25 protein-coding genes are annotated in these 24,371 nt (G+C 51.5%); 11 read left to right on the top strand and 14 right to left on the bottom strand.

Features of this window, described 5'->3' with window-relative positions; translation table 11 throughout:
• Window positions 1-441: 441 nt before the first annotated feature.
• From U738_RS07630 to U738_RS07610, 5 genes are all read right to left on the bottom strand, one after another.
• The gene (locus U738_RS07630) at window positions 442-879 is read right to left on the bottom strand and encodes a low molecular weight protein-tyrosine-phosphatase (protein WP_035578927.1); all 438 of its coding nucleotides are present in this window, start codon (window positions 877-879) and stop codon (window positions 442-444) included.
• A 53-nt stretch (window positions 880-932) separates the two neighbouring features.
• Entirely contained in the window at window positions 933-1,571 is a 639-nt protein-coding gene (locus tag U738_RS07625; RefSeq protein ID WP_231896713.1) for an ElyC/SanA/YdcF family protein, read from the bottom strand.
• 7 nt (window positions 1,572-1,578) lie between these two features.
• Entirely contained in the window at window positions 1,579-2,910 is a 1,332-nt protein-coding gene (locus tag U738_RS22890) for an O-antigen ligase family protein (RefSeq protein ID WP_081899062.1), read from the bottom strand.
• A 38-nt stretch (window positions 2,911-2,948) separates the two neighbouring features.
• Entirely contained in the window at window positions 2,949-3,509 is a 561-nt protein-coding gene (locus tag U738_RS07615; protein WP_200882486.1) for a sugar transferase, read from the bottom strand.
• A 384-nt stretch (window positions 3,510-3,893) separates the two neighbouring features.
• Window positions 3,894-4,919 (bottom strand): sigma-54 interaction domain-containing protein, encoded by a 1,026-nt coding sequence (locus tag U738_RS07610; protein WP_050713521.1) that lies wholly within the window; start codon window positions 4,917-4,919, stop codon window positions 3,894-3,896.
• Between the two features lie 469 nt (window positions 4,920-5,388).
• Between U738_RS07610 and U738_RS07605 the strand changes: the two genes are divergently transcribed.
• The 3 genes from U738_RS07605 to U738_RS07595 all read left to right on the top strand — a co-directional run bounded on the left by U738_RS07605 (window position 5,389) and on the right by U738_RS07595 (window position 7,445).
• Window positions 5,389-6,231: a CsgG/HfaB family protein gene (locus U738_RS07605; protein WP_050713522.1), complete on the top strand. Its 843-nt coding sequence runs from the start codon at window positions 5,389-5,391 to the stop codon at window positions 6,229-6,231.
• On the top strand, window positions 6,221-6,985 hold the full coding sequence (locus U738_RS07600) for a hypothetical protein (protein WP_035578923.1): 765 nt from the start codon (window positions 6,221-6,223) through the stop codon (window positions 6,983-6,985). The genes U738_RS07605 and U738_RS07600 overlap by 11 nt, the downstream gene beginning before the upstream one ends.
• A gap of 61 nt (window positions 6,986-7,046) precedes the next feature.
• A complete protein-coding gene (locus U738_RS07595) occupies window positions 7,047-7,445 on the top strand; it encodes a hypothetical protein (protein WP_035578921.1) in 399 nt (132 codons plus the stop codon).
• Between the two features lie 338 nt (window positions 7,446-7,783).
• Here the strand turns inward: U738_RS07595 and U738_RS07590 are convergent, their stop codons facing one another.
• Complete coding sequence (locus tag U738_RS07590; protein ID WP_035578919.1) at window positions 7,784-8,656, bottom strand: LysR family transcriptional regulator; 873 nt, start codon at window positions 8,654-8,656, stop codon at window positions 7,784-7,786.
• A gap of 100 nt (window positions 8,657-8,756) precedes the next feature.
• On the opposite strand from U738_RS07590, the gene U738_RS07585 reads away from it, so the two are divergent.
• Window positions 8,757-9,926: a mandelate racemase/muconate lactonizing enzyme family protein gene (locus U738_RS07585; RefSeq protein WP_035578917.1), complete on the top strand. Its 1,170-nt coding sequence runs from the start codon at window positions 8,757-8,759 to the stop codon at window positions 9,924-9,926.
• Window positions 9,927-10,212: 286 nt separating this feature from the next.
• Here U738_RS07585 and U738_RS07580 read toward each other — a convergent pair whose 3' ends face one another.
• Window positions 10,213-11,160 carry a pirin family protein gene (locus U738_RS07580; RefSeq protein ID WP_035578915.1) on the bottom strand — a complete coding sequence of 316 codons (948 nt, stop codon included), beginning with the start codon at window positions 11,158-11,160 and terminating at the stop codon, window positions 10,213-10,215.
• 44 nt (window positions 11,161-11,204) lie between these two features.
• Entirely contained in the window at window positions 11,205-11,507 is a 303-nt protein-coding gene (locus U738_RS07575) for a GNAT family N-acetyltransferase (RefSeq protein ID WP_035578913.1), read from the bottom strand.
• A gap of 161 nt (window positions 11,508-11,668) precedes the next feature.
• On the opposite strand from U738_RS07575, the gene U738_RS07570 reads away from it, so the two are divergent.
• The gene (locus U738_RS07570; RefSeq protein WP_050713523.1) at window positions 11,669-12,256 is read left to right on the top strand and encodes a LysE family translocator; all 588 of its coding nucleotides are present in this window, start codon (window positions 11,669-11,671) and stop codon (window positions 12,254-12,256) included.
• A gap of 45 nt (window positions 12,257-12,301) precedes the next feature.
• Here the strand turns inward: U738_RS07570 and U738_RS07565 are convergent, their stop codons facing one another.
• The 6 genes from U738_RS07565 to U738_RS07540 all read right to left on the bottom strand — a co-directional run bounded on the left by U738_RS07565 (window position 12,302) and on the right by U738_RS07540 (window position 18,728).
• A complete protein-coding gene (locus U738_RS07565; RefSeq protein ID WP_035578910.1) occupies window positions 12,302-14,257 on the bottom strand; it encodes a 2Fe-2S iron-sulfur cluster-binding protein in 1,956 nt (651 codons plus the stop codon).
• 75 nt (window positions 14,258-14,332) lie between these two features.
• Window positions 14,333-14,956: a glutathione S-transferase family protein gene (locus U738_RS07560; protein WP_035578908.1), complete on the bottom strand. Its 624-nt coding sequence runs from the start codon at window positions 14,954-14,956 to the stop codon at window positions 14,333-14,335.
• Between the two features lie 134 nt (window positions 14,957-15,090).
• Window positions 15,091-15,999, bottom strand: a complete 909-nt coding sequence (locus tag U738_RS07555) for a LysR family transcriptional regulator (RefSeq protein WP_035578906.1) — start codon at window positions 15,997-15,999, stop codon at window positions 15,091-15,093.
• A 2-nt stretch (window positions 16,000-16,001) separates the two neighbouring features.
• Complete coding sequence (locus U738_RS07550) at window positions 16,002-16,913, bottom strand: LysR substrate-binding domain-containing protein (protein WP_035583319.1); 912 nt, start codon at window positions 16,911-16,913, stop codon at window positions 16,002-16,004.
• Between the two features lie 556 nt (window positions 16,914-17,469).
• A complete protein-coding gene (locus tag U738_RS07545) occupies window positions 17,470-17,784 on the bottom strand; it encodes a chaperone modulator CbpM (RefSeq protein ID WP_035578904.1) in 315 nt (104 codons plus the stop codon).
• 2 nt (window positions 17,785-17,786) lie between these two features.
• The gene (locus U738_RS07540) at window positions 17,787-18,728 is read right to left on the bottom strand and encodes a DnaJ C-terminal domain-containing protein (protein ID WP_035578902.1); all 942 of its coding nucleotides are present in this window, start codon (window positions 18,726-18,728) and stop codon (window positions 17,787-17,789) included.
• Window positions 18,729-19,111: 383 nt separating this feature from the next.
• Between U738_RS07540 and U738_RS07535 the strand changes: the two genes are divergently transcribed.
• From U738_RS07535 to U738_RS07510, 6 genes are all read left to right on the top strand, one after another.
• Window positions 19,112-20,881 carry a sensor domain-containing protein gene (locus U738_RS07535; RefSeq protein WP_050713525.1) on the top strand — a complete coding sequence of 590 codons (1,770 nt, stop codon included), beginning with the start codon at window positions 19,112-19,114 and terminating at the stop codon, window positions 20,879-20,881.
• A gap of 250 nt (window positions 20,882-21,131) precedes the next feature.
• Entirely contained in the window at window positions 21,132-22,601 is a 1,470-nt protein-coding gene (atpD, locus tag U738_RS07530; protein WP_050713526.1) for a F0F1 ATP synthase subunit beta, read from the top strand.
• Window positions 22,582-22,986 (top strand): F0F1 ATP synthase subunit epsilon, encoded by a 405-nt coding sequence (locus U738_RS07525; RefSeq protein WP_081899061.1) that lies wholly within the window; start codon window positions 22,582-22,584, stop codon window positions 22,984-22,986. The genes atpD and U738_RS07525 overlap by 20 nt, the downstream gene beginning before the upstream one ends.
• On the top strand, window positions 22,983-23,324 hold the full coding sequence (locus tag U738_RS07520) for an AtpZ/AtpI family protein (RefSeq protein ID WP_035578900.1): 342 nt from the start codon (window positions 22,983-22,985) through the stop codon (window positions 23,322-23,324). Before U738_RS07525 ends, U738_RS07520 begins: the two co-directional genes overlap by 4 nt.
• The gene (locus U738_RS07515; RefSeq protein WP_081899060.1) at window positions 23,317-23,649 is read left to right on the top strand and encodes an ATP synthase subunit I; all 333 of its coding nucleotides are present in this window, start codon (window positions 23,317-23,319) and stop codon (window positions 23,647-23,649) included. The genes U738_RS07520 and U738_RS07515 overlap by 8 nt, the downstream gene beginning before the upstream one ends.
• Window positions 23,640-24,341 carry a F0F1 ATP synthase subunit A gene (locus tag U738_RS07510; RefSeq protein ID WP_035578898.1) on the top strand — a complete coding sequence of 234 codons (702 nt, stop codon included), beginning with the start codon at window positions 23,640-23,642 and terminating at the stop codon, window positions 24,339-24,341. The genes U738_RS07515 and U738_RS07510 overlap by 10 nt, the downstream gene beginning before the upstream one ends.
• The last annotated feature ends 30 nt before the right edge of the window (window positions 24,342-24,371 follow it).

Genomic DNA, 24,371 nt, shown 5'->3' with positions numbered 1-24,371 from the left:
GATAACCTTATGTGCGAGAACATACCGGTGTTTTCAGCCCAGGATACGTCACCTCCATATTCTTAATACGAAGCATCGTGACTAGGGTTGCACAGCCATCATAGATAATTGTATGTATCAACAAAACTGGCGATCACGACTCACTGTGCAACGGTAATGTTATTAAATGACATAATCGTGTCACTTAAATGATAGCTCAACAAACACTGCACAAATAACATTATGAGGTAGTATAAAATAAGTCCAAAAAATCGTATAAAGCAAAAAAAATAATACTAGCCACTAGCACTTAATCTTTAAAAAACTAAATAGCAAGATATATGAACTATTTTTTAAATAATAAATAAAAACTATCTTTGATATGCCCAATCGGTCATATCGCAAAAAGATATATAAGGTAAAGTAGATATAAAAAGTAAAAAAGAGACGAAGGCGATGTCTCTAGAGTTTCTTCGACCACGTGAGGGTCGCGTCTTTGAGTAACATATGAATATGTTCGAAAACTTCCATGGATTTTCGGTACGGATCGGGAATATTGCGTCCTTTGCCACTGTCTAGCCAACGACCTAGCAGTAGCGTCTTGCCCAAGGCTTGAGGTGCCTGCTGCCCAACGGCACGGCGCTGGCCCTCGGACATCACCAGTATAAGATCGGCTTCCTGTATCATTGTCGCGGTTAGTTGCCGTGCCTGGTGATTAGTAACATCCAAGCCATCGGCCTCGGCCAGTTGACGTGCAAACGATGCTACAGGTTCACCTTGTAAGGCGCCTAAGCCAGCGGAACTGATATGACGATCGGGTAGCTGCTGTTTAAGCAATGCTTCAGCGACGGGGCTACGACAGATATTACCGGTACACACCACTAAAATACGCTTGAACATGTCTTACTTATCTCCTAGGTAAGCAGAGGCGCACGTTTTCAAATGTGACACATTCAATGCTCCCACTGAATAGCAAGCAACCCAAGGGTTTCGTAGATCGCCCTTTCGGTCTTGCGTAGCTCACGCGCAGAGGGTAGCCAATAAGCTAGCGCTGAGCCCTCCGTTCGATCAGCCAAATAATGAGTAGGTGCAGCCACTGGGGCTAGGCCTGCCGCCTCGAAATGACGCATCGCGCGCGGCATATGCGACGCTGATGTCACCACCAATACTTGAGCACCTTCACCGAGTAGTGACTGCACCGCCTTGGCCTCTTCAGCCGTATCATTGGGCGACACGAGCGTCACGATACTCTCCGAGGGCACCCCCAATGCCTTGGCAGCTTCAGCGTAGCCATGAGCGATGGTCATTTCCGGATCTTTCCCTCCACCTGATACTACCAGCAGCAAGTCTGGACGCTGATGCCATAGCCGCAAGCCTTCCATCAGACGCAAGCCCGAACCTTCGCTGAACCTACCAGTGATCGACCAAGGGCGATCTGGCTGCCAACCACCCCCGAGTACTACCACTGCTTCGATGTCACTCTCTTCAGGCCATTTTTCCCAGGCGGCATATTTCGACTCTAACGGCCCCAGCAAGTTATCTGCCACTGGTGCCCAAGCTGCCAGCAATAGCAAAAGCATTGCCAACGTCATTATGCTGTCACCCAGGCGATGCCGACCCAGCTTTCGAATCGACCATCCGATTGTAAAAGTGACTGCCATCAGTGACATTGGCATCAGCAATATCGCCGTCAGGCTTTTTATTAGTGTATACATGGCGACCATCTTGCGGGACTTGCTCGGCAACGTGAACCCAAAGGAAAATCAGCCAGCTAGCATACACTGCTATACCTGCCGGATATGCAAAAAAAGAATAGCTTAAACCGAAACTCATAAAAGCGATTGGCAACAACATTCCAGCTACAGCATAAGAGCGCTGAATAGGGCTTTCAGCGCGCAAACCTGGAAAAAAAAGCCATAAGGGAATGAGATAGAGGCTCACTACTATAAGAAAACCTGGCAGCCCTCTTCTCACCCAGGCATCCAGCAGATCGTTATGTGCATGCCAGTAATTGCCTAGCTCAGGACTTAGCACGCCTTGTGCCTCTAGTCTTTGCATGGCGGGTAGATAACCCTGATGCCCGTAACCCATAAAAGGACGTTCATAAATCAGCCAGAATGCACCGCGATACATTTCTAAGCGAGCCCCGACGGAGCCATAGTCACCGCCTTCCATATAGCGATGCACCTCAGCCACCGCCTTATCCACGCGTTTTTCTACACCGCTATATGGCGTCGCATACACACCTATCATCACAGCTATTGCAGCACTCAGTGCCAGCCATCGCCAAATCGCTCGCCATCGACGCGCATATCCGCAATAAAACACCCATATCACTAGCGGCAATGCCAACCATCCGCCCCGCGTGCCAGAAAGTGCCGAGGCTAGGCCGCCTCCCATTGCGCCACTCAGCAAAAGCGCTACCCAAAAAAAACGTGTTGAACGCTTTTGCCAAGCCCAACCCAGCCCGGCCAAACATAACAGCGCCACCAACAGCGCAAGATTGCCGAAAAAGATCGAATGTAACGGCGGGTGCCCTGTGGCACGGGTTAAACCAACTACCCATTTTTGCCAGGCTGCCCATCCCCCCGTACCCAATCCACTCAACGCTAAACCAAACCACCACGCGGAAGGCCTTGGTGGTACAGAGCGGATTATTACAAAGGCCAATGCCGCAAGCCAGGCGGCACCCGCAAGCGGCATGGCTTTATTCAAACTTGAATGCCAAGCGCCAGCCGTTATTTCGACAATGCCTACGCCTAATAGCAATGCCAACAGAAGGCTATCCCCACGCCCCATTGTTTTTTTAAAAAAGCTATACTCTCGTCGTTCATCCCTGGTAATAATCGCCCATATGACGGCGCCCCCCAATCCAAGCCAATAGCCAAAGGGAGCCAATAGCGGTAACACAGTGATTGCTAAAGCCTGCATGCAGTGTTTGCCTTGTAGGTCACGGAAGTACGTATGCTTTATTGCCTCACCCGATCTCCGCTTCCTCTACCCATCACCGTTAGGAACAGGTAGCGAAAATACGTCGGCACCGCCATAGTCGCCATCATTTTCTGATCCGTTTCTGCCAGTAACTGAGGCGTAGACATATCAATATCGTTAAGTTGCGCCAGTCCGGTAATTCCCGGGCGAACATTGTATACACCACGCTCGGTACGCTCTTTGATCAACTCATCTTGCGTGTATAAGCACGGACGAGGCCCCACAAGGCTCATATCCCCCTTCAATACATTCCATAGCTGGGGTAACTCATCCAGCTTGGTACGGCGTAAGAAATGACCGAATTTGGTAATTGAGGAAGAGTCTGCAAGATGTGAAGCAACCCAAGCGGTATCAAGCTTCATGGTACGAAACTTGATCAATACAAACGGTTGGCCACGATATCCCACACGCTCTTGTAAAAATAGAGGGGAACCCGTGTCCCAGTAGCCGATTAGGGCTAATATAAACAGTAATGGCATACCTATGAGCAGGCCCGTGGCAGCAAATAGAATGTCAAAAAATCGTAATATTTTAGTCATGATGTCAAAGCCCACAGGGTTAAGTCACAAGCATTGCCATATAAAAATTAGGTCTTGGCAACGTCTAATTCCACAACAATATGCATTTTTTCGCCCAAACGAAGGAATTCAAAGAGTAGCGATATCGATGAGAAGTATATAAACAGACTGCCTATATAGCCATAACGGTTAACCTAATAACCTCAGAGAGCTTTACCATACTATTTTACTACCCTTGCTAACTAGAAATTAAGCAAAAAGTAACCAAGAGTACTTTTCACTAATATGCGTTATTTTATAAAAAACAAGGTATTATTGACAGAAGTCAGCTTTAAATACAATCGAACCATTAATACTAATTTATAAAGAAATCTAGAGTACATAGCTACTTTAGACAGTTACTTTTTAACTTATAGAATTGTCGGGGCAGAATTTCCAAGCCTGACGTTTACGGTAGAGTGTTGAAGGTGCAACTTCTAGCAACGACGCTGCGCGCTGAATATTTCCATTACATATTCTAATAGCATTTTCAATGGCCTTCTGCTCTACCTGCCACAGCGGTGTAACCGAATGAGGCCAAGCCTCGCCCTCATCTTGAGTGCATTTACTTAAATGCTTTTCTAAACTTTCCTCTAGATCCAACATTTCTAAAGTAAGCATAACACCATCGTGCATTATCACCGACCTTCTTATAACATTTTGAAGTTCTCTAACGTTTCCAGGCCACGAGTAATCAAGTAATGCTTTTTTAGCATTCGCCGAAAAATGCTGAAATTTTTTCTTCTCCTCGGACGAATAACGCTTCAACAGATTCTCTGCGATCTCGATGACATCGCGCCCTCTCTCCCGTAAAGGCAATAGCTTTACGGGCACTACATTCAAACGATAATAAAGATCTGATCGAAACAACCCCTTACTAACTTGCTCCAAAGGATTTACATTTGTTGCGCATACAATACGACAGTTTACTGTATGGGCAGTCGTCGACCCGACTGGCATAACTTGTCCCGTCTGAAGAAAACGAAGCAACTTACTTTGCATGGATAGGTCTAACTCAGAAATTTCATCGAGAAAAAGGGTTCCTCCATCCGCAGCTCTTGCATAGCCGATAGTGTCGCATGTGGCTCCGGTAAAGGTGCCTTTCAAATGACCGAAAAATTGAGATTCAAAAATATCAAACGGTATTGCCGCGCAATTAACAGCAATAAAAGGCTTGTCACACCTAGCACCCTTTTCATGCAGTACCGTAGCGCAAAGCTCTTTTCCAGTTCCACTCTCTCCAGTTAGAAAAACTGGAACATCAGATTTAGCCAAACGTTCAAGAGTCTCGTAGAGCGTGCACATCCCTGCTGAGCTTCCAGTAAAATATTGTTTATTTATGTTCTTATCATAGTGTTCAATACTCTTATTTCGGCAAATGTACTGATTCATTATTAACTCCTCTGATTCATCACCTATATAAACAAAGCCCTACCTTAGCATACACAATCAAATATAAAATGAATAAAAAAAATACGCTTTAAATGAGTCTATTTTTATAGCCAAAAAAAAACAAATCGAATACTTATTTTTAATTTTTTTAATATTAAAGTCATACTTATTATTGACTAAAGAAAGGTAGCCATTTTTACCATCTAAGCTAATATATTTTAATTTATTTTCTAATATTCTAAGGGATAAAAAAATAATACTCTGGGTGCTTAATCTACCCAACCTACAGATTTATCGCTTATAAATGCCGCATTTCAAAAAATTTATACTAAAACGAAATGCAAAATGAAAAAACAAAAAAAACACAGAAAGGAACCAAACAGATACCTTATTATAAATAAAGGTAAATTCAGCTTTTGGCATACGTCCTGCCTTGATAACACCAGGGAACAAGCCAGGGCACATTATAATGAAAATGTATAAGTACAGTTTTGCTTGCTGCTTAATAAGCATCATTAGTGGTTGCGCATCTATTGAGCCAAACGTAAATACCGTACATCCGCTTGCAGGGCCACCTGTAACATCGAACGATACGCCTTACTCGCAGTGCCTGACTGCTCTGCGTAATAGCTACGAGGCTAGCAATCTCCCCGTCATAGCAGTTGGGCAGATCAGCGATAAAACCGGTCAACGGACTTACTCCACCGTTACTGAAAGCAGCGCCTTGACTCAAGGCGTTTCAGAAATGCTGATTAGCGCCTTCTATAAGACCGGCAAGGTCAATCTAACTGAACGCTTGGACGTCAGGGTTCCTCTGGCAGAGCAACAACTATTCGAACAGAACGCACTGGCATTCGCACCAAAACCCATTGCGGTAATGCCGGCTAACTTTGTAATTTTAGGCGCTTTAACTGAGCTCAATTACAATATTTCCACTGGAGGTGCGCGCCTTTTCGTGAGCGGAATTGGAGCCGGTATTCGCACCGCCGTCATCAATGTCGGCCTGGATCTTCGCCTGGTCGATGTCAGGACATTCAGCACCTTATACGTATCGAGCCTGCAAAAGCAGGTCGTTGGCTATGAGGTGGAATCGGGCATCTATCGCTTCTTTGGCAACCAACTTATCGAGTTCGATACCGGCGCTGTGAGGAATGAACCGCTACAGCTCGGTGTTCGATCGGTCGTGGAGATGAGTGCTTTTCAGATCCTGACCGAAGGCCTGGGCCTCCCGCTCCCCGATGGCAAATCGTGTGAACCGGAAGCCGGGTATCCTGTAGTCGCTAACCATGAGGTAAGCCACAATGAAACTTAACAAACTCACCATATCTATCGGCGCAGCAAGCGCCCTGATGTTGGGCATCTCACAAGCGCAGGCTTTCGATCAGTCCCACTGGAAATGGGATCTAAACGTAAAGACTGATGTAGATCAGTACATCGATATTGATATTGATGCTCACGAGATTGACCCTGACGGTCTTACATTGGTCGAAATTGACCAAACTTTCAACGGGAGTGTGAACTCGGTCAGCACGGTAACGGATATCGATAATATGTCGAAACCCGACACTGATATCGAATTCGACTGGGAAGCTAAACTCCCTATTTTTGGCAAAGTCGAGGGAGATGCTAATTTACATATCGATAACTCGGATTGGGGGCTAGGAGAGCTAGGCGCGATTGAGAGCACCGCAACGGCGGTCGCCAATAACGGCAACCTTGTGACGGATGCAATGACTAACCTAGATGCCAGTCAGATTTGGAATGGCTCGGGAACCGTTACAGCTACATCTTACGTGGGGAACATCGACAACATGACAGTTGATAGCGCTGCAACGGCAGTCGCCAATAATCTGTCTGTGGATGTACAGCCTACCTATGGTTCAGACTCCATATTGTTGGCAAACATTGTACAAACAGGTACCGGTACAGTGTCAGCCTTCTCTACCGTAAACGATGTGGATCTAAGTGTCGCAGCTCCTAGCGGCTTCGAAGGCCCTCATATCAGCTCAGTTGCTACCGCAGTGGGCAACAACGTCAACGTTAGCGTGGGAAATCTAGGCAATTAGTAATTTTCAACATCAAGGATCCAGAGGGCTGGCTTCAGCCCTCTGGAGTAAAGGAGGCATCATGAAGCTTTACTCTTTTCGATTTGACTTAACTCTCTGCTGCTTTATGTTGGCCATGTTGTTAATGCCCACGCTCGCCATGGCCAGTGACGGCTCGCTAATCGGACCGAAACCTTATACTTTTCCGGCACGTAGCGCTCAGTCTGCCCTGATTCTCTATGAGAACAAGCGGAGCGGTAACCTAGGACAAGGCGTGGGTGCAACCACGATTTACAGCAATACGTCGATTTCAGCGAACAACTGGCAGCAGATCGAAATGACACTAGGAGACAATGCAGAAGCCGCACTAGACGTAGAGTCTAGTCAGAGCTCTGAGGGTAGCCAATCCACCACTAATTCGGATTTTCTTAATAGACGTGCAGAGACACAAGGCGAGGAAGAACTGCAAAACCAGGACTAGCTAATGAGCGAGACACGTATCAATAAATTGGTGTGATATGTCCAGCGCGGACCGTCTCATTTATGCCCCTAAACTTAATCATTAGTTCATTTTTAAAAATGAAGCAGTCAACCTATAAGGCTGACTGCTCCAGAACTAATTTAACCCACTTAGGCCATACAACAGCCTCTGAGGTCGGCAGCTATTTATCAGATGTAATACGCTAGCCTAACACTGGCGAATTGCTCCCCAGAACAGGGATCTGGCAGGCGCGCTTTATCAAGCAGCATGGCTTTCGTAACCTGCGACAACGCTTAGGCGATCAGAGCCACAGGCTCCATCCCCTTGTACTGAATCTTTTATTGCAGCCCAGCCCAGAACGCCTCTGCATAGGGGCTCAGCGGAGCGACAGGTCTGGTGAGGTGAATCTCCAGCGGGATATCCCAGCTCTGATCCAAAACACGATGCAGCCGCCCATCCGAGATCTCCTGCTCGGTAAGACTTCTGGGCAGCCAAGCGCCCCCTTTGTTCTCCAAAGCCATCGACATTAGAACCGCCGCTAAATGACTGCTAAAGCGCGGTTTCAGGTGCAATAACGCTTCTTTTCCTTGAAGCCTATGCGAAACGATACGCCCTAGCCCTGATTCTTCGGTGTAGGCAAGGTAAGGCAATGACTCAGGCGAGGCGTCGAACTGCGCTGATCCTCCAACTAAGGCAAGTAGAGTGTCGCGACCAATTTCTTTACTGACGAACTGATCAGCCGTTAAACGCGGGGGAACATCCGGGTGACGGTGGCAGAGTAAAAACTGTACTTGGCCATGCACCAACATTTGCTCGCAAGTGGCCATACTGTCGGAGTGCAACCGAACGGATTCGATGGGTGCGCCCTTTTCTGTGCTTCTGATCCAACGTGGAAAGAACGTAAACGACAGTGAATGGGTTGCCGCAAAGTGAAGTGTTTTAGCGGCCGTGCCTGCAACTTCTTGCGCCTCGGCTCTGATACGATAGAGCCTGCTAGCCGCATCTTGCGCGCTAGTCAGAATATGCTTGCCAGCTTCGGTCAACGTGGCGCCTTGGGGGGTGCGGATGAACAGATCTGCTCCAATCCAATTCTCCAATGAACGTATTCGTCGGCTGAATGCTGGCTGAGTGATGTGCCTAGCTTCTGCGGCACGGACGAAGCTGCCGTACTCGGCCAACGCTTCAAAATCTTCCAACCAAACGAGTTCCATAGGGCAATGCCGTCTCAGTATAGGGCGCGGCATTTATAGCATTGGGCGCGCCTCCTCGCCAACCTTACCATGGTCGCGTCAACCACAAGAGGAGCACGTCATGCGTATCGTAGAAATCCGAGAAAAAACTGTTTCTATTGCCTCACCTATCGCTAACGCCTACATCGATTTCTCCAAAATGACCTGCTCGGTCGTAGCTGTCATTACCGATGTCATTCGTGATGGAAAGCCTGTCATCGGCTATGGCTTCAATTCCAACGGCCGTTACGGCCAAGGCGCGTTGATGCGGGATCGTTTCCTGGATCGCATCAGCGAAGCGGATCCGGAATCGCTGATCGACCAAGAGAACGATAACCTCGATCCATTCGCCATCTGGAAGACCTTGATGACCAACGAGAAGCCGGGTGGCCATGGTGAGCGTTCGGTCGCTGTTGGCACCATTGATATGGCTGTCTGGGATGCTGTTGCCAAGATCGAAGGTAAGCCTTTATACCGCTTGCTGGCTGACCGTTATCGTGACGGCGTGGCCGATGACAAGGTCTGGGTTTATGCAGCGGGGGGTTATTACTATCCCGGTAAAGACCAATCCAGGCTCAAAGCTGAGATGCAGAGCTATCTGGATCGCGGCTATGACGTTGTAAAAATGAAGATCGGTGCCGTTCCTCTGGATGAAGACATTCGTCGCATTGAGGCCGTGCTAGAAGTCGTTGGTGACGGTCGCCGCCTGGCCGTTGATGCCAACGGTCGCTTCGATCTGAAAACAGCCATCGCTTACGCCGAGGCCATCAAGAAGTACAACCTGTTCTGGTACGAAGAGATCGGTGACCCACTCGACTATGCCTTGCAGGCCGAGATGGCGAATCACTACGAGCTACCGATGGCCACCGGTGAAAACCTGTTCTCCCACCAAGATGCCCGCAACCTGTTGCGTCACGGCGGTATGCGTCCTGATCGCGACTTCCTGCAGTTCGACTGCGCACTGTCCTACGGCCTGGTGGAATACATGCGCACTCTGGATGTAATGAAAGAACTTGGCTGGTCGTCGCGCCGCGTTGTACCGCACGGTGGTCACCAGATGTCGCTGAACATCGCTGCTGGATTGCACCTGGGCGGCAACGAGTCTTATCCGGATGTGTTCCAGCCATTCGGTGGTTTTGCTGATGGCATCAAGGTAGAGAACGGCTATGTCGCTTTACCTGATGTACCGGGCGTGGGCTTTGAAGCCAAGTCCGCACTGTACGCGGTCATGCGTGAACTCGGCGAAGGCTAAGTTATGTCTACGAATGCCCCGCCACGTGCGGGACATTCGTGCTTTTGGCATCAGCCCCTGATGCCAGCCACAATGCCCATAATAAGAATACCTGAGATGCGTCAGTGGAAACGTGCAAATCACGCTAGTACAGCCAGCTTTATGTACAAGTGCTGATCGACATAGCCATCGGCGCTGTGAACGGTACCAAGCTGCAGTCGTTTGCGGATGAAATGTCTAGCTAATCGTTATTGATCCAATGGATGGAGTAAGCTGGCTGCCTGAGGCGGCCAGCTTTGTGAAGGCGTTATTTAGCAGGTTCTCCAGGAAAAGGAATGAACTCAGCATCGTCTCCGGGGGGAAGACGAAAGCGACCATTCTCAAAATCTGCCTCTACCCAAGCCTGTTTGGCGGCCTCTAGCTTTTCTCGCGAAGAGGCAACGAAGTTCCAGGATATATAACGGGGGCCATTCAGCGTTTCACCGCCCAGTAGCATCAGCCGAGTTCCGGATTCGCCCGCTACCACCGTTATCGGGTCGCCTGGTCTGAACACCATCATGCAGCCAGCTTCAAAGGTTTCCCCTGCGATAATGACACTACCGGACATGACATAAATACCACGATCCTCATGGCCATCCGGCAAAGGAAGCTTTGCCCCTGGCTGCAGTATCGCATCTGCATAAAACATTTCAGAGAAGGTCTTTACTGGGGCCCGCTCTCCCCAGGCCGTGCCCAGGATCAAACGCACTTCCTTGCCCTCGCCTTCCAGCATCGGTAGTGACTCCTCGCTATGATGCTCAAAGCTGGCAGGCTGGTCTTCATAAGCTTCAGGGAGCGCTATCCACGTCTGTATCCCCAACACAGAGTGCTTGTTCTGACGAGTAATAGCACTGGTGCGCTCCGAATGGGTGACCCCATTACCAGCTACCATCCAATTAACCGCGCCAGGATGAATCATTTGGTTGGTGCCCAGGCTATCGCGGTGTTGGAACTCCCCTTGATATAGATACGTAACAGTGGCAAGCCCAATATGGGGATGTGGGCGAACATCAATGCCTTCGTCGTTAAGAAACTCAACGGGCCCCATCTGATCAAAAAAGATGAACGGCCCCACCATCTGCCGTTTTGGGGCAGGCAGTGCACGGCGCACCTCGAAACCACCTAAATCCCGAGCGCGTGGAACGATCAGTGTCTCTATATCATTCAAGCTACCGGCGGAGGGGCATTTTGGCTCTAAATCAGGCATCCAACTCATAGGTTTTCTCCAGAAGTGAGAGGTAGGAAAATGGAGTGCGCACCTTACAAGAGCACATCGTGCCACTCTGAGTGGCGTGCAAATTGTGCTTTTGCAAATGGGCATAACGGCATGATTTTCTTGCCCGAGGAGCGAACGTCTTCGACTGCTTTTGCGACTAACGCAACACCCACTTTTTGTCCGCGCATGGCATCAGGCACTTCAGTGCTATCAATGATGATCATCGAATCACCCGCTTTCGAATAGGTCATCTCTGCTTTAGCCCCATTGAGCTCAACTACATAGCGCCCCTTGGTATCACTGGTTTCATGCTCAATGGTAAAAGAAGCTTCAGGTGTACCAGACATTGCTTTCTCCTTATCGTATTACTCAGCAAACAACTCAGTATGTGTTTCTATAACTTAATAGTTATCAGGAGCCTTTTCTTTCAATAGCACTTAAGACCTGTACTTAAGACCTGTACTTAAAATTAGCACTAAGCTTAGTACTTAGCCCGCCGATTGCTGCGATGCAAGTTGGCTCGCCGGGTCCTTCAACAATTCTTTTGATGAACAACGCGCTGGTGCATGGCCCCAGCCGGGCCATCTTGATACTCACTGGAGATTTGGTGGCTATTGCCGGGCTCGCGGCTTGCTCACTCCTGGGAGTCGGGGCGTTGCTGGAGGCAAATCCAAATGTATTTATGGCTATCAAAGTTATCGGTGCTGTTTATCTTTTATGGCTAGGTATGCAGCAGTTTCTTATGGCACAAGCGATTCCTATGAGTAGCGGTCAGCCTACAACATTGCAAAGCATTCCCGTGCTTTGGCGACAATCGTTTATGGTTGGGCTCAGCAATCCCAAGGCGATTCTATTTTTCTCATCGCTATTGCCGCAATTTGTAAGTACCCAGCAAGACTCGCACATTTCTGCGTTGCTTCCTCTAATCCTGTTATTTGTGTTTATCAAACTGATCGTTTCGAGCGCTTACGCATTAGCCGCCCAAACAGTGGTCACGAAACTGGCGAAACCAGGTGCCGCCGTTTGGGGTAAGCGCGCGGCCGGAGGAGTGTTAATGGCTTTTGGGATCGTAATGGGCTTCACTGCTTTTTACTAAACACCCACGTGTTGGAAAAAAACCACTTCCAACACTGGAAATACCCTACGAAAGTTCAATCGCAAGTTTCCCCGAGTGCGCTGCTGGACGGGCGCTGCACAATAAAACCTTCCCCTCTGGTGGTGATATTCCTTCTGGGTAGGTCACTTCACCCGCTGTCATTGTGCAGGCGCATTCTCCACAGCTACCGCTGCGACATCCATAGGCAGGGTGAAGCCCTGCTTTTTCGGCGGTTTCTAACAGGCTTTCGCCCGGCTGCCATTGGGCAACCACGCATTGATGGGTAAAGCTAACGTCTATCGGTTGCTCGGCGACAGGCGCTGCGTATGCCTGCGTTAGCGCCGAAGGGCCGAACGCTTCCGTATGTATCTGCTCCGTCGAAAACCCAAGCTCTAGCGCCTCCTGATGGTAGCGCTGAACAAAAGCGGCGGGGCCACAAAGATACAGCTGCAACGCCGACAGCTGCTGATCAGCAACAACCTGTTTCAACGAAACCCGTCCAGCAATCCAACCATTAGGTGCAACCTCTGACCCCGTCACGTGACGCCGCAAATGCAGTCCTCGTGCCTGGAGGTCGAGCAGCTCCCTGCCGAAAGGGGCCTCGGCAACATCGCGCACGCTCTGAATCAACGTCACTGGGCCACGACCTGCATCGGTTAACTCATGGGCTAGGCTTACTAAAGGCGTAATCCCGATACCACCACCCAGCAGCACCCAATGGGCACGCTTCGAGCCGCTGGCCGTCGCTGTAAACGAACCCGTTGGCTGACTGACGGCTAGCTCCGAACCCACCTTCAGCGCTTTATGTAAGTAACGCGAGCCTTCACCGTCTGCCTTGATACTGATGCGATAGCTTGCTTGGCTGCTACTGCCTGATAGCGTATAGCTACGCACAAGCGGGGTTCCATCCAAGCGCGGCACACGCAGCGTAATGAACTGCCCCGCGTTAAAGGGTGCCAGCGCTTCGCCCTGTAAATAGAAGGAACGAATCTCAGGCGTCTCCTGCACCACGTCCACCACCTGAACTCGCTGCTGAGTGGAAGGGGCAAGCATCTGCCAAGGCCCAAGAGGATCCGCTTCAACCGCTACTCCACTGGCATGGCTACGCCAGCGCATGATGCCCGGCCGCCACACGATATGTCTCGGCGTCAGGCACCAGTAACGCTCAGCACCGAGGTAATGCGCCCCCGCTGTTTCCTCATCCACAAGCCGCGCCTCGCCGGAGAGGTGCAGCATATCTCCACTGGCGAAATCAGGTATTACCAAGGCAGCGCGACCGCTAGCCAACACATTGCCCAGCGTGTTGAAGAAGCGGTTGCCCGAAAAGTCTGGCAAGATCAGGTCAGCCCCCTGACGACGAATAAAGCCTGCTCGCCCACCGCGATGGGAAGCATCCACCTGCAGGCCCTGTTCGGTATGCGCGTAGCTGCCTACGAAAGCCGTGAGTGCCCGATCAATATGCGCTAGCACCGGCTCAGGCAACTGATCAAGAATCGAGTCGCGCATGGTAAGCACGGTGCCCGGCTGAGGCAGCACCGACTTCATCGCTGACCAGTCATGAATGTACTGGGGGCAATTGCCAAAGGCATGAGTTACCTCTAAATGCCATTGGCCGTTTGAGCCTCGCAACAAGCCGTTTACCCGATTACGGCGGCGCGTGTGCAGCTCGATACCCAGCAGCCCCAGGCTGGCGCCGCTGCTAAGCAACGGAGCAAGGGGATCACCCGAGGGCGGCGCTGCGTTTAATTCGAGCCGACCTTCATCATGCGCATCAACAAACCCCGGCGCGCCCTCCAGGAGAGTCACCCAAGGCCAGCCCTCAGCATCCACCGCAGCTGCCGCCACAAACGGCAACTGAGGAAAGAAGTGCTGAAGCTGTGGTGTTAAGAAAGGCCGCATCACTTTGCTGCCAATCTCTGCCATTTGTTGCTCCGCCCCGACTAAGCGCTGTAGGGCGAGCTCGCCCGCATGCCATGGGCTATTGGTGTCGGCATCATTCACTCTCGACTCCTGACGGGAAGGTAACCCGCTCCGTGCTGAGACGTTTTTTAGGCTGGCTTAGCTATTTAGTGTGACTTAGCTAAGTAGCCCTACCTTGGTAACGCCCATTGGCACGAAGCCTTTCAGCGCTTCGATGCGCTTCAGCCAGGCGCGTATATGCGGGTAAGGTTCCAGCGATACATTGCCTTCCGGCGCGTGAGCGATGTAGCTGTAAAGAGAAACCTCAGCCAGGGTGGCTTGGTCGCCCGCCAGAAAGGGCTGCTGCGCCAAATGCGCATCAACAATTGCAAATAGCTCATGCGCATCGGCAATTAGCGGTGCAGGGTCGAAAGGGGCATTAAAGACGGTGACCAAGCGAGCCTTCATAGCAGAGTTCGCCAACGGGCCTGCCGCGACGGACAGCCAGCGCTGAACCTGGGCTTGTTTCAACGGGTCATTTGGCAGCCAGCGACCAGAACCATAGCGACGTTCGAGATAGACCAAAATGGCATTAGAATCCGACAGAATGACGCCTTGGTCATCCAACACCGGTACCTGAGCGAAGGCGTTCAGATTTAAGAAAGGCGGTGCCTTATGCTCGCCTGCAGCGAGATCGACATCGATAAAGGTGGCGGGCAAACCGAGCAGCGAAAGCATTAACTCGATGCGGTGGCAGTGGCCTGAAAGTGCGTGACGATGGACCTTAATAACTTTGGACATGATCGGCTCCTTAATTAGCATCTTCAAGAACAGGTGGGCTTCAGTGAAGGAAGCAACATCACCTATCCTGAGCCAAAACAGGAACGACAAGAATAACGATTTCAATCAATAGAAAATTGCGTGAGATGAAATAATCAATCTAACAACTGTGCCCGCAACCAGGGGGTCGCTAGCTCCAAAAAAGCCATCACGCTGGCGGGCGCCCTTAGGCCAAGAGCGTAGGTTAACGCCAGAGAATCAGCCGCTGGCCAAAGGGGTGCGAGGACGGGTTCAAGCAGGCCCTGGGCGCAAGCGCGACGCGCCTCTAATTGGTAGCAGCGCACGACGCCCGCGCCCTCAATGGCCGCCCGCAGTGCCCCGGTACTGGTGCTGATACTCAACCTAGGCTGAAAGCGAAGGGATTGGCCTTCGGCCAACCGCCAAACCGGTGCCTGCCCCGCTTCTGTGCAGTGAATTAGCGCGTGGCGAGCCAAACTTTGCAGGCTATCAGGCCGCCCTGCTTTGTTCAGATAACGGGAGCTGGCAAACAGGCCAATGCGCAGGTCACCAAGGGATCTGGCGTATACCGTTTCAGGCAGGGGCCCCTGCATTAGGCGGATGTGAGCAGGAGCCACTGCGTCTATCCGATGGGGATGCTCATCAGCGAGTAGGCAGACCTGCAACGCCGGATACGCCGCTTGCACCCTCAGCACTAACGGCAACAGTAGTGGCTCCATCAACGCCTGAGGCGCCTGCAAATGTAACGTGCCGCTGAGTTCAAGGTGCTCCTGGCGGGCGTTGGTTTCAGCGTCGGCCACGGCGTGAATCAGCGCGTCGGCATGTGCGTGTAATCGCTGGCCCGCTGGCGTCAATGAACTGCCTTTAGCTGAGCTAGTGACTAAAGCGACACCCAGGCGCTGCTCCTGCGCACGAAGCAGGCGATGAAGTTTAGCTGCCGAGAAGCTACTCGCGTCAGTTGCGGCCTGCACACTGCCGTATTTAGCAACGGCAGACAGCGCCATCAAGGCCTCAAAACGCAGCGGTGATTCTGGGGAGAGCGCCATGGTCAGGCACGATAGCCGAGTGCCGGGTCGGCTCGTAGCCGCTCGGCAAGCAAATCAACGAAGGTACGTACGCTGGCGGCGCGCCCACGGCCCGCCGTTACCCAAATATTGATGGGAATGGCCGGTGGCTCAAAACGCGTTAGCACTCGCCGCACTCTGCCTTCCACTTCGCTAGCAGCTACCTGATAGGACAACAGCCGAGTAAGTCCAGCGCCCGCCTCGACCGCCGTTAACGCCGCGTGAATGGCGCTGATGCGCAGCCGTGGCGATGGCGTCACCTCAATGCGTTTGCCCTTCTCCTCAAACCACCAATGGTTGCCGAAATGGCTGCCTTCAGCCACCACCGTGGGCAGCGCCTCCAACTCATGCGGGTGCTGCGGCTCGCCATGCTGTGCTAACCAGTCAGGGCTGGCGCAGACTACCTGCCGCACTTCGCCGACAGGCACGATTATGTGCTGGCAATCCTCGGGCACATGCCCGATACGCACCGCCACATCAATGCCCTCCTCCTGCAGGTTAACCGGCCGATCAATCAGTTCGGCGCGAACCTGCACGTCAGGGTAGTGTTCTAAGTAGTTAACGATCTGCAGCGTAACGAAGTACTCGCCGAACAGCACAGGCGCAGTCACGCTTAAAAGGCCACGTGGAGTGAGATAGCTGCCGGTAGCGGAGGCTTCGGCCTCAGAAAGTTGCGCAAGTACCTGCTGAGCATCCTCCAGATAACGACGTCCCGCCTCGGTCACACGCACCTGCCGCGTAGTGCGCTGTAATAACGCAACGCCCAAACGCGCTTCAAGTGCCGCCACCGCCCGCGTAACACGAGGAGGCGACAGCTCAAGCTGCCGCGCGGCGACCGAAAAGCTTTCCAGCTGCGCCACGGAAGCAAAAACACGCATCTCTTCGAATCTGTCCAAAGCAGCTCCACGATCAGCGGTAGAAATCACTCTCAACATTCTACACACCCACAGGGTGCCCAGGCAGTTGTTGCATTGGTCTTTTAATGTGGGCCTTACGGTTCAACCCAGTGTAGTAAAAACAAGAATGCCAGCGACGACCCAACGGTCAACACGTTGTGGTTTTAAGCGCTAGAAAATGTCTAGAGGTTTTTGACTCGGGCATGACGAAGCTTGCGGGGATACATAGCATTACTATTTTCGTAGTAATAGGACAAAGCAATAGCATATGCCAAGTTTTTGGAAAATATGCCGAGGGTGAGGGTATAGGTGAAACCTACAATAGAAATTGTCGTTTCCACTTCAACCTGACATAGCCGAAACGAAAAAACAGTAACTTACATCACGTTCTCCACCTCAAAATGACATAAACTTTCCACTTCTTAATGACATAAAGTAAAACGATCGTTCATTCTGGTTATAAAATTACGTTATTAAAATACATGGAATAATGCATGCTGTTCCACATGACCAAATATCTGTCATGGACTCAAACTGCCCCTATCAAATAGTAGTGCTAGTCCTCAGCTATTCCTGCGGCCTGTAAACGACTTCTAAGGCGCTGATTCTCCTCGATCAGGTCAGTCGCTAGAGCGGCAAGCTCGGGTACTGCCTCGAAATCCCGCTCCAACTGACACATTCGTCGAGCACGGGTTAGGTCATAACTGGTAAAACGCCAGCTCGCCACATAGGGTGAACCATCAGCCAATAGGCCACTCTCAATCCTCTCGATCACCCAATTGGTTTCTACCGAGCAAGCGCGCGCCAGCTCTTCAAGCGTTAATGTCGCCTCGTCGATTAGTTCGCCGTTAACACAATGCTGTTGCGCCATGTCTAAACTCCCTTCCGTTGGCGCGGATCAAAAGCGAGTTCTTGCGCCATAGTCTCATACAGTTCCCGTGCTTTATCTGTATTGGCCAGGGGTAGCACCACTTCAAGTTCTACATAAAGATCGCCAGGCTCCTGCCCAGGTATACCTCTGCCCTTAAGGCGCAATCGCCGACCCGTCTGTGACCCAGCTGGGATCTTAAGCTTCACTGTCCCTGAAGGGGTTGGGGTTTCGATGTTCGCTCCCAAAGCGGCTTCCCAAGGGGTGACCGGTACGGTTTGATGTACATCCCGCCCTTCGACCCGATATCTCGAATCCGGTGTGAAGTGAATTTCCAAGTAAAGGTCACCAGCCGGGCCACCTCCAACACCTGGGCTGCCCTGCCCTGTCAGACGGATATGCTGGCCCGCTTTGATGCCTTTAGGTATTAGTACGCTGAGAGTGTGTTCACGAGAAGTCACACGGTCATGCGCGTCGACCTGGGGCACTTGCAGGGTAATCTTACGAGTTGCGCCTAGGAAGGCATCCGCAAGGTCGATGATAACCTTGGCATGACGATCCTCACCGCGTATCTGATAGCCGCTCCCGGATTGCCCTGCTCGCCCACCTTGACCAAAAAGATTGGCGAAGAAGTCACTGAACTCGCCGAGGTCAGCCTTCTCAAAACCACGACCACTGAACTCGAAACCTGCATCCCAATCAGGGGGTGGATGGAAATCCTGTCCCGACTGATACTGCTGCGCCAGTTGGTCATAGGCGACGCGCTTCTCCGGGTCGTACAGCACCGCCTTGGCCTCATTGACCTCTTGCATACGCTGTTCGGCTTCAGGCTCCTTGCTGACATCAGGGTGAAACTTACGCGCCAGCTTGCGATAAGCTTTCTTGATCTCCTCGGCCGTCGCGGTCTTCGACACCCCAAGCACCTGGTAGTAATCCTTGAATTCCACTTATAAGAAGCTCCAAGAGAGGAGATTTTTTAGACATATTTTGAACATTTATACGTTTGCTATATTCGTGGATAGCATCCGGGTGGGTCTGTTCGTTATAGCACCTAGCAGCAAATTTAGCTGTCGATCACACTAAATATGAAGTGATGCACTTAGAGCTCGCAGCGTTTTCACCACTGCTTCGCTCATCACCGATTGCAAAGCCTATGCGCGGTATCGCACCGACAGCCGACTGTACACCGGTTAATCTTCTTACACTGGTTCATATTTTGTGTAAAAACACGGCATTCGGTTGAATTCTGAGAACCCTCAGGTAGCGGATTATGCATTTTCGACTCGACGGCATTGCTTGTCGAATACTGATCGTTGACTGGGAGTAAGGCATGTCGTTAAAAGGGCCACAGGGTGACTCAATGGTCGTTGAGCGGGTTGCCCTGCAATCAACAGAAGCTGACACATCAAAAAGCAGCATCACTCGGGCCGAGTCTATTCTCAACTCAATCAGTGATGCGCTTATCAGCACAGATCTTAAGGGCAATGTCGACTACCTGAACCTTACGGCAGAACTCATGACGGGGTGGAAACTGAATCAGGTTCAGGGAAAACCGATAGACACGGTAATGCCACTGATTCACAGCAATAGTTCTACGGTTTGTCAGAATCCGATCAATCTGGTTCTGCAGCACAACAAGCCGGTCAGCATGGTGCCCGGCACTATGCTAGTGCGACGTAACGGTAGCACAGTGGCGATTGACGATTCGGCAGCACCTATCAGAGACTCCAACGGTGAGATCAGCGGCGCGGTTATCGTATTTCATGATGTCACTGTGGCTCGTGACCTAGCCATTAATATGGCCCATCAGGCGCACCATGACGCCCTTACACAACTGCCTAACCGTGTATTGCTTTACGACCGCTTAGACCAAGCCATTAGCTTTGCCGAGAGACAAGGCAATTCGCTGGCCGTCATGTTCCTCGACTTAGACAACTTCAAGAACATCAACGATTCGCTTGGGCACGCTGTGGGTGACAGCCTTCTTCAATCAGTGGCGCAACGATTAACTGCGTCTGTCAGGCGCACAGACACAGTCAGTCGCATCGGTGGAGATGAGTTCGTCCTCCTGCTAACTGAATGCCACAATACCCAGAATGCTGCCATAACGGCACAGAAACTACTCACAGCAGTGGCTGCTCCGTATCAGATAGATCAGCACAATTTGCAGATGACTAGCAGCATTGGCATTAGCGTTTATCCCGCCGATGCCCTTAATGCAGAAGCCCTGATTAAGAACGCAGACACTGCGATGTACCGCGCCAAGCAAGCTGGACGTAATAACTACCATTTCTTCAGGCAGGACATGAATATTCGGGCACTTGAAAGGGAGTCTATCGAAAAAAGTCTGAGGCAGGCGCTAGAACTACAAGAATTCAAGGTGGATTATCAGCCTCTTATCAACCTGCAAACCGGAGCAATTATAGGGGCCGAAGCCTTGCTACGCTGGGAGCACCCTGAATGGGGGAAGACCCTGCCTGAGCGTTTTATGATCGTGGCTGAAGAGAGTAGTTTGATACTGCCCATTGGCCGCTGGATATTAAGGAAAGCCTGTTTGCAGGGCCGTCGCTGGCGTGACGAAGGTCTGGTGTTGAGTTCAATTGCAGTCAATATTTCAGAACGAGAGTTCTTCCACCCTGATTTTGTAGATGGCGTTGGCACTATTCTCAGCGAAACTGGCTTGGAACCAGGTTGGCTTCAGTTGGACATCACCGAGCGAGTATTGATGCAAGATGCCAATACCAGCACTGATATTCTCAACAAGCTCAAAGGACTAGGTGTGCAGCTAGCCGTGGATAATTTTGGCACGGGTTATTCTAGCCTGGGTGCTCTTTTGAAGTACCCCATTGATGTGCTGAAGATTGATAATTCGTTCATCCACACCATTAGCGCACGAAATGACGGCAGTAAAGTCGCCAGTGCTGTCATTGCAATGGCCGATAGCTTTGGCTACAAGGTAGTCGCAGAAGGGGTAGAAACCCCAGCACAGCTGGATTTTCTGCGTATCCAGAACTGTAACGAAGGGCAAGGCTATTTGTTTAGTGGCGGCATAGCGGGCGCAGACTTCACGAAGCTAGTCCGGGCAAATTCAGTCACTTGAACTGACCCCAAGAGTATTCGCCTTCAATCACATGCTGCCTGTGGCCATACTGGCCTTTTCATTCCCTCAGCTTTTTTCAAATTGCCAGCACCCTTAGCGATGCTCTTACCCAGCAATCACCTTACCTATGTGTTCGTTAGCGCACGGTGATTAGGACGCACTACAGGCACGATGTCAGTCGCCATGATTTTGTATATACCTCTGATTTAAGTGTACAGATTCCATGCGCGACAACTGACGGGGGTCAAAGGTGCCAGAAAGCCAAGCGGGTGGTAAGGCAGAAACGGACAATATCGGCACTGTTGTAACGGTTCGAGGCAGCGTCATTGATATCCGCTTTGAAGGGGCATTGCCCTCAATTCACAACCTGCTTCACGCGGGTGCAGGTGATCGGGTGGCTATCGAGGTACTGGCCCAGCGCGATGAGCATCACGTTCGAGGAATCGCCCTAACCCCAACGCAAGGCTTGGCCCGCGGAATGCCGGTAAAAGATAGCGGAGGACCGCTAAAGGTACCCATTGGCAAACCCATTTTGTCGCGCATGTTCGATGTTTTCGGCAACACGGTTGACCGCGGTGCACCGCTGGAAGGTGTGCAATGGCGCTCGGTTCACAATGAGCCGCCGCCATTAGTACGCCGTTTGACCCAATCCAAGGTATTTGAAACTGGCATCAAGGCGATCGATGTGCTCACGCCACTGGAGCGCGGTGGAAAAGCTGGCCTATTCGGTGGTGCTGGCGTCGGCAAAACGGTGTTGTTGACGGAAATGATCCATAACATGATCGGCCATCAACAGGGCGTCAGTATCTTCTGTGGGATCGGCGAGCGCTCACGTGAAGGCGAAGAGCTTCACCGTGAGATGGAAGCCGCCGGTGTGTTGCCCAACATGGTGATGATTTTCGCCCAGATGAACGAACCACCCGGTGCCCGCTTTCGAGTAGGGCATGCGGCGCTGACCATGGCGGAGTACTTCCGTGATGACGAGCATCGCGATGTACTGCTACTCATCGACAACATTTTCCGTTTTATCCAGGCGGGCTCGGAAGTGTCTGGGCTGATGGGCCAGATGCCCTCGCGCCTAGGGTACCAACCCACCATGAGTACTGAACTGGCGGCATTGGAAGAGCGGATCGCTAACACCGATAGCGGCGCTATCACCTCACTGCAGGCGGTTTACGTGCCAGCGGACGACTTTACCGATCCTGCCGCCGTACATACGTTTTCGCATCTGTCAGCGTCGATTGTCCTGTCACGCAAACGGGCGAGTGAAGGCCTTTTCCCAGCCATCGACCCGCTACAATCCAGCTCAAAAATGATCACACCCGGCATCGTTGGCGATTATCACTATGCGATAGCGCAAGCGATTCGGCGCACGCTGGCACAGTACGCTGAGTTAAAGGACATCATCGCGATGCTCGGGTTGGAGCAGTTGTCGCCGGAGGATCGCAAGGTCGTCGCTCGTGCCCGCAGGTTGGAGCGTTTTCTTACCCAACCCTTCTTCACCACGGAGCAGTTCACTAACCTAAGCGGCAAATTAGTTAGTCTGAAAGACGCCCTTGATGGCTGTGAACGTATTCTGGCCGACGAGTTCAAGGATATGCCCGAAAGCGCGCTCTACATGATCGGGGCAATCAGCGAGGCACAGGAAAAAGCCACTCTCAGCACCCAGGCAAAAGAACAACCATCTAAAGAGACCACGCATGCTGTTGATGACGCTTAAGGTGCTACTGCCCTTCGAGGTATTCATCAACGAAACCCGCGTCTCCAACATCGTGGTTGAAACCGTACAGGGATCCTTTGGCTTACTGCCACAGCGCCTGGACTGTGTGGCAGCGGTGGTACCGGGCATCCTGAGTTTTGAAGACAACACGAAAAACGAAGTTTTTGTGGCCTTGGATGCAGGGGTATTGGTTAAGACAGGTCGCGATGTCGTGATTTCAGTGCGACAAGCGCTGCGAGGGAAAGATTTGGCTCACCTTCACGAAGCGATCGAGCAGCAGTTTCTAATCCGTGATGCTCAAGAAGAGGCCATGCAAGCAGCGATGGCTAAGGTGGAAGCGGGCTTCATGCGACGGTTTGCTTCTATGAGTGAACGTTCATCATGAGTCAGGAACCGAAGCGTAAACCACTCACTTCAGCACCAGAAGCATTTTCACGACAGGTAGGCGTCAAGGCTGCCCGCAAACTCAAGGCGCGCCGAAACGGTACGCCCGGAGTCTGGTTCGGGCTGGGGATGATGGGTCTGGTCGGATGGTCGGTGGCCGTGCCCACGCTGCTGGGGGCTGCCCTAGGCCTATGGCTCGATCAACACTACCCCGGAGGCCGTTCATGGACGCTAGCGCTGCTGATGGGTGGGCTCACCATCGGCTGCCTCAATGCCTGGCATTGGGTATCGAAAGAGAACCAGTCGATACATCAGGAACAGGAGGACGATGATGTCTGAAAACATTAACTGGGTGTTAGGAGGGTTAGCACTGCTTGCTGGCTGCACGCTAGGCGCATTTTTCTTTGGCGGCCTCTGGTGGACGGTGCAGCGTGGTGCCGCATCAAAAAACCCGGCGCGGTGGTTCATCAGTAGTCTGATCCTACGCATCGGTATCGTACTGAGCGGCTTCTATCTCATTGGTGCCAGCCAACTACTCTATTTGGGCTTTTGCATGCTGGGGTTTCTGCTAGCGCGAACGGTTGTCTTGCGTATAACAAGTGGCCTCTATGCCGCCACCGTACCCGCAATGGCAAGCCCACCAGGAAACCCGCCATGCGCATGACCCCTGATACCTGGATCTTCTGGCAGTACGGTGTTTTTACGCTCAATGCCACCATTGTGTTCACCTGGGTATTGATGGCAGTGCTGACGCTAGGCGCTTTTTTAATCACTCGCCGCCTGACCACCGACCACGAACGCACAAGCTGGCAGAATCTGCTGGAGATCGTGGTGACTTCGATCATGGGTCAGATAAAAGATGTCGGCCTGAAAAATCCACATCACTACCTTGGTTTTCTTGGCACGCTATTTCTGTTCGTGGCCGCTGCGGCGCTTTCCACCATGATACCCGGCTTCGAGCCACCCACCGCATCGCTATCCACCACTGTTGCACTGGCGCTTTGTGTGCTGGTATCCGTCCCTCTGTTTGGTATTTCCAGCCAAGGGCTTTTGGGTTACCTGAAAACGTATATACAGCCAACACCGCTCATGCTGCCTTTTAACCTGATCAGTGAAGCGTCACGCACCATGGCACTGGCCGTGCGCTTATTCGGTAACATGATGAGTGGCGCTATGATCATCGCCATTCTTTTAGCCATCACGCCTTTTTTCTTTCCCATTGTGATGACGCTGTTGGGTTTGCTAACCGGCATGGTGCAAGCCTACATCTTCACCATCTTGGCAGCGGTGTACATTGCTGCAGCCACCCGCAGTAGTAAGGCGGTCAAGGCACTTCCACCGACGCCAGTAACATGAACCTCTGCCCTACCCCCAATCCACCACCAC

Source organism: Halomonas sp. TG39a (genome assembly GCF_000744395.1).
GTDB classification, from domain to species: Bacteria; Pseudomonadota; Gammaproteobacteria; order Pseudomonadales; family Halomonadaceae; genus Vreelandella; species Vreelandella ventosae_B.
This window is presented reverse-complemented; position numbering and strand designations above follow the sequence as displayed.

Bases quoted from the DNA above. Each gene is read 5' to 3' on its own strand.
- U738_RS07630 (WP_035578927.1), bottom strand. From the start codon at position 879: ATGTTCAAGCGTATTTTAGTGGTGTGTACCGGTAATATCTGTCGTAGC.
- U738_RS07625 (WP_231896713.1), bottom strand. From the start codon at position 1,571: ATGACGTTGGCAATGCTTTTGCTATTGCTGGCAGCTTGGGCACCAGTG.
- U738_RS22890 (WP_081899062.1), bottom strand. From the start codon at position 2,910: ATGCAGGCTTTAGCAATCACTGTGTTACCGCTATTGGCTCCCTTTGGC.
- U738_RS07615 (WP_200882486.1), bottom strand. From the start codon at position 3,509: ATGACTAAAATATTACGATTTTTTGACATTCTATTTGCTGCCACGGGC.
- U738_RS07610 (WP_050713521.1), bottom strand. From the start codon at position 4,919: ATGAATCAGTACATTTGCCGAAATAAGAGTATTGAACACTATGATAAG.
- U738_RS07605 (WP_050713522.1), top strand. From the start codon at position 5,389: ATGAAAATGTATAAGTACAGTTTTGCTTGCTGCTTAATAAGCATCATT.
- U738_RS07600 (WP_035578923.1), top strand. From the start codon at position 6,221: ATGAAACTTAACAAACTCACCATATCTATCGGCGCAGCAAGCGCCCTG.
- U738_RS07595 (WP_035578921.1), top strand. From the start codon at position 7,047: ATGAAGCTTTACTCTTTTCGATTTGACTTAACTCTCTGCTGCTTTATG.
- U738_RS07590 (WP_035578919.1), bottom strand. From the start codon at position 8,656: ATGGAACTCGTTTGGTTGGAAGATTTTGAAGCGTTGGCCGAGTACGGC.
- U738_RS07585 (WP_035578917.1), top strand. From the start codon at position 8,757: ATGCGTATCGTAGAAATCCGAGAAAAAACTGTTTCTATTGCCTCACCT.
- U738_RS07580 (WP_035578915.1), bottom strand. From the start codon at position 11,160: ATGAGTTGGATGCCTGATTTAGAGCCAAAATGCCCCTCCGCCGGTAGC.
- U738_RS07575 (WP_035578913.1), bottom strand. From the start codon at position 11,507: ATGTCTGGTACACCTGAAGCTTCTTTTACCATTGAGCATGAAACCAGT.
- U738_RS07570 (WP_050713523.1), top strand. From the start codon at position 11,669: ATGCAAGTTGGCTCGCCGGGTCCTTCAACAATTCTTTTGATGAACAAC.
- U738_RS07560 (WP_035578908.1), bottom strand. From the start codon at position 14,956: ATGTCCAAAGTTATTAAGGTCCATCGTCACGCACTTTCAGGCCACTGC.
- U738_RS07555 (WP_035578906.1), bottom strand. From the start codon at position 15,999: ATGGCGCTCTCCCCAGAATCACCGCTGCGTTTTGAGGCCTTGATGGCG.
- U738_RS07545 (WP_035578904.1), bottom strand. From the start codon at position 17,784: ATGGCGCAACAGCATTGTGTTAACGGCGAACTAATCGACGAGGCGACA.
- U738_RS07535 (WP_050713525.1), top strand. From the start codon at position 19,112: ATGTCGTTAAAAGGGCCACAGGGTGACTCAATGGTCGTTGAGCGGGTT.
- U738_RS07525 (WP_081899061.1), top strand. From the start codon at position 22,582: ATGCTGTTGATGACGCTTAAGGTGCTACTGCCCTTCGAGGTATTCATC.
- U738_RS07520 (WP_035578900.1), top strand. From the start codon at position 22,983: ATGAGTCAGGAACCGAAGCGTAAACCACTCACTTCAGCACCAGAAGCA.
- U738_RS07515 (WP_081899060.1), top strand. From the start codon at position 23,317: ATGTCTGAAAACATTAACTGGGTGTTAGGAGGGTTAGCACTGCTTGCT.
- U738_RS07510 (WP_035578898.1), top strand. From the start codon at position 23,640: ATGCGCATGACCCCTGATACCTGGATCTTCTGGCAGTACGGTGTTTTT.